This window comes from Microbispora siamensis (assembly GCF_016863095.1).
Lineage (GTDB): Bacteria > Actinomycetota > Actinomycetes > Streptosporangiales > Streptosporangiaceae > Microbispora > Microbispora siamensis.
In genome coordinates, this window is record NZ_BOOF01000068.1 from 37,790 (window position 1) to 44,969 (window position 7,180).

Below are 7,180 nucleotides of genomic sequence, written 5' to 3' on the forward strand. Positions count from 1 at the left end.
CTGATCCGGGGAGTTGCCTATGACGAGCAAGAAGCAACTACCTCGCCGTGCTCCGGGACCTCATGCCCGCTCTCCGGGACACCTCGCGCACGCTGCTGCGCACGGGCGTCGTACGGTCGGGCCTCGAGCCGTTGCCCGCCTCCGAGGCGGACATGATCCGCGCGATCGTGCGGAGTCCGGCGTGAACCCCGGCGGGCTCGCCGCCGAGTCGCAGATGAAGCCGAGCAACGTCAGCACGGTGCTGCGGCACCCCGTCAAGGCCACAGGCGGTGACGCGCCCAGGCGGCGTCCTCGCGCGTGTAGCGCAGGCGGATGTGGCGGCGGTCGTGGTCGGCCTGCCAGAACTCGACTTCTTCGGCGCGGACGCCGTACAGAGTCCATCCCGGCGCGACCGCCTCAGGGTCGGCCTCGATCTGCGCGTGCGCCGCGCGCAGGGCGGCTTCGAGGTCGGACGGCTTGTCCAGCACCTGCGACTGGCGGCCGGTCAGGGCGTCCGCGCGAGCACCGGGGGAACGCGCTAGGAAGTCGGCGGCGCTGCGCTGCGCGTCGGCCGCGAAGGCCGTGCCCCGCACCCGGATCTGACGGCCCTGCTCGGGCCAGTAGAACGCCAGAGCGGCGTACGGTGTGGCGGCCAGCTCCCGTCCCTTACGGCTGCCCGCGCTCGTCGCGAAATACCAGGTGCCGTCCGCCCCGAGGTCCTTGCAGATCAGCACACGGGAAGAAGGCTGTCCGCCGGCGTCGGCCGTCGCCAGGGACATGGCATGCGGCTCGCGCACCCCGGCCTCGACGGCCGAGGTCAGCCATTCCGCGAACAGGGCGACCGGATCGGACGGCGCGGCGTCGACGTCGAACCCCGGCAGTTCGGTGTCGAAGACGGGAAGCCCCCGCAACAGATCACGAATCGAACCCGCCGGACCGTTTTCCCCCACGATCGCTCCTCCACCTCGAACCGCGACGGTGATCTCTGAAGCCACAGCCATGCCTACCACTGCCGGCGCGGTGCCCGTTCACCGGCCCCCGGGCCCGCGGCCCGTGCCGTTCGGAGTCGTGATCATACGGCTGGGAAAAGGACTCGACGGGATGTTGCTCGGGCTTGTAGCTTGCAGTCGACCGTGACACCGCCCGAGGAGGTGAGACCCATGAACGCTGTATCGATGTGGGTGCTCCCCCTCCCCCGTCACGGCCGGCGATTGATGTAGGTGTCGCCGGGAGCGCCTCGACAACAGGGCACTCCCGAAAGGCAACACCTATGAATTCTCTGCAGTTCCCCGCCGAGCCGCCGTCGAACGATGCGGCCGAGCGCGACTTCACCGTGGGCGACGTCCCCGGACTCCGGTCGCTGGCCTCCGGCGCCGATCGCACGCCCCTCATGTTCGACGTGATCATCGCCGGGTGCGGGCCGACCGGCGCGATGCTGGCCGCCGAACTCCGGCTGCACGACGTGCGGGTGCTCGTTCTGGAGAAGGAAACCGAACCCAAGTCGTTCGTCCGCATCGTCGGCCTGCATATTCGCAGTCTCGAGCTGATGGCAATGCGCGGACTGCTGGAGCGCATTCTCCAGCATGGAAGACGGCGTCCGGCCGGCGGTTTCTTCGCCGCCATCGACAAACCCGCGCCCAAGGGCCTGGATTCCGCGCACGCCTATCTGCTGGGCATTCCGCAGCCGGTCATCGAACGCCTGCTGGAAGAACATGCGGTCGAACTGGGTGCGCAGGTCCGGCGCGGTTGTACGGTGGCCGGTTTCGAGCAGGACGACGAGGGTGTGGCCGTCGAGCTGGCCGACGGGGAACAGCTGCGTTCGCGCTATCTCATCGGCTGTGACGGCGGGCGCAGTACGGTGCGCAAACTGCTCGGCGTCGGCTTCCCCGGCGAGCCCGGGCGGACCGAGACGCTGATGGGCGAGATGGAAGTGGGTGTGCCCCAGGAGGAGATCACCGCCAAGGTGACCGAAATCCACGAGATCCATAGGCAGTTCTGGCTCAGGCCCTTCGGCGAAGGCGTCTACAGCGTCGTCGTCCCCGCCGCGGGAGTCAGCGGTCGCGCGGAACCGCCCACCCTCGAGGATTTCAAACAAGCGCTGCGCGCCATCGCCGGAACCGATTTCGGCGTGCACTCCCCGCGCTGGTTGTCCCGCTTCGGAGATGCCACCCGGCTCGCCGAACGTTATCGGGTCGGGCGGGTGCTGCTGGCCGGCGATGCGGCGCACATCCATCCACCTATCGGCGGGCAGGGCCTCAACCTGGGCGTTCAGGACGCGTTCAACCTCGGCTGGAAACTGGCCGCGCAGATCCGCGGGTGGGCGCCGGAAACACTGCTGGACACCTACCAGGCCGAACGTCATCCGGTCGCGGAGGACGTGCTGGACAACACCCGCGCCCAGATGGAACTGCTGTCCACCGAACCGGGCCCGCGGGCCGTGCGCAGGCTGCTCACCGAACTGATGGACTTCGACGAGGTGAACCGCTATCTGATCGAGAAAATCACCGCGATCGGCATCCGCTACGACTTCGGCGAAGGCCCCGACCTGCTCGGCCGCCGCCTGCCCGACATCGACGTGAAACAGGGCCGCCTCTACGGTCTGCTGCATCGCGGCCGCGGCCTGCTGCTGGACCGCACCGAACGCCTGACCGTCGGCGGCTGGTCGGACCGGGTCGATTACCTCGCGGATCCCACCGCGGCACTGGATGTTCCGTGCGTCCTGCTCCGCCCCGACGGCCACGTCGCCTGGATCGGCGACGATCAGCAGGACCTGGACGACCGCCTCTCCCGCTGGTTCGGCAAGCCCGCCAACTGATCTCGCCCGAGCATCGGTGCAGGTAACAGACGTGGGCGGGGAGCCTATACCGGGCCTATACCGCCAAGCGCTCTGCTCGTCGGTATCCGTTCGGCACGAGCCAAGGAAGAGCAATATGGGTATTCGCAAGGGAATGGTGGCGGCCGCTCTGTCCGTCGGAGCCGGCGTGACCGTGCTGCCGGCGGCGCCGGCCTGGGCGGCGAACTCGGAGTGCACCGTTCAGAACTTCTGGACGACCTGCTCCACGGGAACGCTCTCGGCCGTCAACGGCTGGATTGACGTGACGACCTTCGAGTCGTACATCGGCAACCCGCTGTGCGACGCGAGCGAGATCCGCTGGAAGGTCGTCGACGCCACCAACGGCCACGTCGTCGGCCGCGGCACGGGCGCCACCAACCGCTGGCGGATCTCCGGCCTGACCAACAGCTACTACGGCCGCTTGGACAACTGTCCCCGGATGACGATCCGTATCCACAACTCGTAGCCACCCACGGGCGGGCTGAGGGACGGCTCGTACACCCCAGAGCGGGTCGAAGGTCACGGTAACCAACGCCGGCTACAACGCCACGAGCGCGGCGTACGGGGGCAGCGTGACCTTCGACTTCCTCGGCCGCCGGGACAACGGCGCCAACCCCGCCCCCAAGCAGTTCACGCTCAACGGCTCGCCCTGCACGAACGAGCCGGCCTACTGATCGCGAGAGCGGCCGAGGTCCGGCACCGGCGGGAACGGTTCCCCTCGAACGCACCCGGCGTTCAGTGCTCGATCAGCATCTGCATTATTTTGATCTTTTGAGGATCACCGTTGGACGCGACATACTGTTTCAAATCCTTCTCCCAGGACTTATTTGCCGGCGGAACGCAGTAGAACATGTATCCGCAGATCATCTTGTCCTGGAACTCGTCGGCCGCGGTGAGCAGCTTCGCCACGTCCTGATCGATCTTGAACTTGTCGAATTCCGACTTGACCTCGAAGATGATGAATCTGTCCGCGTCCGGCTTGTCCTCGTCGTGCAGCGTGAAGAGCATCAGGTCGGCCCGGTTCGACTCCGGGTAGGTCTTGCCATACGACTGCTCGGCGAGCAGCGTGTACGTGCTCTCCTGGAAGTCCTTGTGGTTTGCGATCAGCCGATAGAGTTCGGCCCGCACCGTTCCCTCGTACAGCCACCCCTTGGGGCGCCACAGCGCGGACGAGGCCTGTCTCCGCGTCAGTTCGGCCATCGCGTGTCCGGCCAATTCTTCTTCGATATAGGATCGCAGCGCCATATCAACCCCTTGTCACAGCCGGATTTTCGGACGGACTTTTCTCCAGTGGCACGGATTTTCGCCACTCCGGACTGTAGCCGCATCTTTACGGCATGCATAGAGGGCTTTTCGGCGCCGCAATGTCCGGGAAAGGGGCCTTCTCGGCCGCCGAGGCCATGCGAGCGAAGTCTGGGCGGTGCTGCTGGAACAGCAGTCCATGGGCCGGCTCCCGTCCGGGTGCGGCCGACGGGAGCGGAGGCGGCGAGCGGTCAATGTGCGCAGACGTCCCGGTAGGGCACCTGGGGCAGGTAGTGCGCCCACTCCTGCCGAGTGAGCGTCCGCCCGGCCCGCGCGCACACCTGCCGCGCGACGAGCTCACCGGAGACGGGCACCGTGAAGAGCTGCCCGTTCCTGTCGTCCGTGAGGTACAGGTGGGAGCCGTCCGGATCGAAGGTGACGTCCAGGGCGTGGTCGACGCCGAGGTTCACCGCTCCGCCGAGCCTTCGACCGGCGCGGACGTCCCAGAGCTGTAAGGTGCCGGACTCGCCCGTTGTGGCGAGGAGATCGCTTCGCGGGGAGAAGCCGATGCCGCCGATCGCCTCCACGGCGCCGTGCAGCACCGGTGACACGGGGGTCGGTCCCTTGGTGTCCCAGAGGAAGACGCGTCCCATGTAGCCGCCCACGGCGATGAGATCGCCGCCGGGGCTGCCCGTCACGGCTCCCGGTGGAAAGGGCACCTTGATCGACTGGCCGGAGGTGGCGTCGACGAGCCCGTGGCCGGTGACGATCGTCCGGCCATCGCGCTCGATGAATATGATGCCGCCGTTGTCGTCGACTCTCATCTGTCCGATCGAGCGCCCGGTATGGGTGTCCCACTTGAGCAGCCGGGTCCGTGTCGGTCCCGGGAAGTTGTCGTTGCGGCCCAGATCGGCCGCCAGCATCCGCCCGTCCGGTGTGAACGCGATGCTGTCCACCAGGAGGCTGGCCGGTGCCCGGTAGTCCCACAGTGGCCTGCGGGTGGCGACGTCCCAGACCCGCAGCCGTTCTTGGGTCGTGTCGGCGGTGACCAGAGTCCGGCCGGCGGAGTCGACGCCCATCACTCCCCAGTCGGTCGTGCCCGGGAGTGACCCGGCGAACCGGCGTCGCCGTACGTCCCAGATCCGGATCGGAGCGCCGTCGTCCTGCACAGCCATCCAGCGGCAGTCGGGGCTGAGGCTCGCCGTGGAGACCTTCCCCTGCGGGCGGACCGACGCGGCGCGCACCCGGATGTCCAGATCGACCACCTTGTCGACGAGCAGGTAGTGCACTGTGTGCCCATCGGGATCCAGGCGAGCGTCCATGACCTCGTCCTCGGCCCGGTAGCCGAACACCTGCCGCTGGTCGGAGACCCGCCAGACGTGGATGTTGCGGCCGGCGAACCCCAGCAGGAACCGCCCGTCCGCGCTGAAGCGCAGCCCGCTGTAGTGGGCATGGGCCGGTTCGTCTCCGCCGTTCTCCGCCCATGACCAGGTGTCGCCGTCGCCGTGGTAGGGCAGGCGCCTGCCCGTGCTCGTCGAGACGAGGGCGATCTCCGCTCCCGCACAGGCCAGCACCCTGCCGTCCGGGCTGAACGCGGCGACTTCCGTTCCGCGAGGGCAGGCCGCCCGGAAGCGCTGGTCTTCGACCATCTCGGGGAGCCGCCACACGTCGAACCGCTCGCCCATGCCGATCACCGCGACCTGACGGCCGGACGGGGACACGATCGGTTCCGGACCGGGCCAGCCGCCCTCGTCCGCGCGGCCGAAGGTCTTTCCGGTCGCGAGGTCCCAGACGAAACCGTTGCCGCCCTCCAGGACGGCGAGCTTCGACTCGTCGTCCCCGAACTCGATCGCCCCCTCGGAGGTCGCGCCGGGGACGCTCAACTGCGCCCGCAACCTGCCGGTCCGCAGGTCCCACACCAGCGCCTTGTCCGTGGTGAGCACGGCGGCGGACCGGCCGCTCCGGCTCATCGCCACGCCCTGCAGGACCGCGCCGTGGAGGGCGGGCGCCGCGATACGTGCGACGCGCTCGCGGTGCGGCACGTCCCAGAGGTCCACCTCGTCGTCCGACACGCTGACCAGTCGGCGTCCATCACCGCTCAGCCCCTGCATGCCGTTCATCGGCGGGCTGAAGACCGCCACCTCCGGTTGGAAGAAGGAGGACATGAGGCTGGAGCGGGCTTCGGAGCCGCCGTCGAGGCGCCAGGCGGCGACGCTGAGCAGCATCGCCGTCGTCGGATCGGCGGTGCGCAGGGTCCCGGACAGGAAGGCCAGCTCCCGCCCCTGCGCCCGGTCGCGTTGCTCGGCGATCCGGCTGCCCTGGTAGGCCGCGAGGCCGCCGCCCGCCAGGGAGAGCGCGAGCAGTACGGCCAGGGTTGCGGTGAGCAGGCGGCGGCGGTGGGCCCGGCGGCGGGTCAGCGCGGCCGACGCGTCGAGGAACTCGCGTTCCAGCGCGTTGAGGGCGAGACGCCGGCGGCCGGTGGCCGCCCAGCCGACGGCCGCCTCCAGGCGGCCGCCCTGCAGCAGGTCGGCCTGGCGGCGGCCGGCCGCGGCCCACTGCCGGGCCCGCAGGCGGATCTCGGAGTGGACCGGCAGGCCGTCCCACTCGTCGCTGAGCCAGGCGCGCAGCCTCGGCCAGGCGCGCAGCAGTGCCGGACGGGCCAGGCCCACCTCACCGTCGGTGCGCGTCAGCACATAGGCGAACATCCGGAGCACCTCGCCCGATCCGGGCGGCAACTCGTCCTCGGCGGCCCTGCGGGTGGCGAGGTCGCCTTCCGGGCCCACCGCGACCAGCCGGAGGAAGATCTGCGGCACGAGGTCACGCTCCGCGGGGCCGAGGGCGTCGTACGCGGTCTCCGCGAGCGCGCCCAGCGCGGGGTCGGGATCGCCCTGCGCGTGCACCGTCCGCGCCGCCCGGCTGCCCTCCGTGAGCAGCCGAGCCGTGTCCACCCGGGAACCCCCGCTGATCAGCGCCATCAGCAGGTCGCGGGCGGACGGCCGGGCCGCCGGCTCCTTGACGAGGGCCGCGCCGACCAGCGGCCGCAGCGACGCCGGCAGCACCGACAGGTCCGGGTCGGCCGACAGCACGCGGTGCATCACCCCGCCCAGGCTCTCCGCCCGGAACGGG

Annotated in this window: 6 protein-coding genes and 1 pseudogene; 4 read left to right on the top strand and 3 right to left on the bottom strand. The window is 69.5% G+C overall.

Annotation, left to right across the window (positions count from 1 at the left end; translation table 11 throughout):
• Nucleotides 1-62 precede the first annotated feature (62 nt).
• Nucleotides 63-185 (top strand): hypothetical protein, encoded by a 123-nt coding sequence (locus Msi02_RS44190; protein ID WP_275414224.1) that lies wholly within the window; start codon nt 63-65, stop codon nt 183-185.
• A 69-nt stretch (nt 186-254) separates the two neighbouring features.
• On the opposite strand, the gene Msi02_RS39750 is transcribed toward Msi02_RS44190, so the two are convergent.
• The gene (locus tag Msi02_RS39750; protein ID WP_239109212.1) at nt 255-929 is read right to left on the bottom strand and encodes a pyridoxine/pyridoxamine 5'-phosphate oxidase; all 675 of its coding nucleotides are present in this window, start codon (nt 927-929) and stop codon (nt 255-257) included.
• A gap of 440 nt (nt 930-1,369) precedes the next feature.
• Here Msi02_RS39750 and rox point away from each other — a divergent pair, with 440 nt between their 5' ends.
• The 3 genes and pseudogenes from rox to Msi02_RS39765 all read left to right on the top strand — a co-directional run.
• Nucleotides 1,370-2,794 (top strand): rifampin monooxygenase, encoded by a 1,425-nt coding sequence (gene rox / locus Msi02_RS39755; RefSeq protein WP_204052914.1) that lies wholly within the window; start codon nt 1,370-1,372, stop codon nt 2,792-2,794.
• A 115-nt stretch (nt 2,795-2,909) separates the two neighbouring features.
• The gene (locus Msi02_RS39760) at nt 2,910-3,278 is read left to right on the top strand and encodes a hypothetical protein (RefSeq protein WP_204052908.1); all 369 of its coding nucleotides are present in this window, start codon (nt 2,910-2,912) and stop codon (nt 3,276-3,278) included.
• A 37-nt stretch (nt 3,279-3,315) separates the two neighbouring features.
• Nucleotides 3,316-3,486 (top strand): annotated as a pseudogene (locus Msi02_RS39765) (cellulose binding domain-containing protein); the annotation flags it as partial.
• A gap of 61 nt (nt 3,487-3,547) precedes the next feature.
• On the opposite strand, the gene Msi02_RS39770 reads toward Msi02_RS39765, so the two are convergent.
• The gene (locus tag Msi02_RS39770) at nt 3,548-4,057 is read right to left on the bottom strand and encodes a hypothetical protein (protein WP_204052909.1); all 510 of its coding nucleotides are present in this window, start codon (nt 4,055-4,057) and stop codon (nt 3,548-3,550) included.
• A 248-nt stretch (nt 4,058-4,305) separates the two neighbouring features.
• On the bottom strand, nt 4,306-7,180 hold a 2,875-nt coding region (locus Msi02_RS39775), incomplete at its 5' end, for an nSTAND1 domain-containing NTPase (protein ID WP_204052910.1).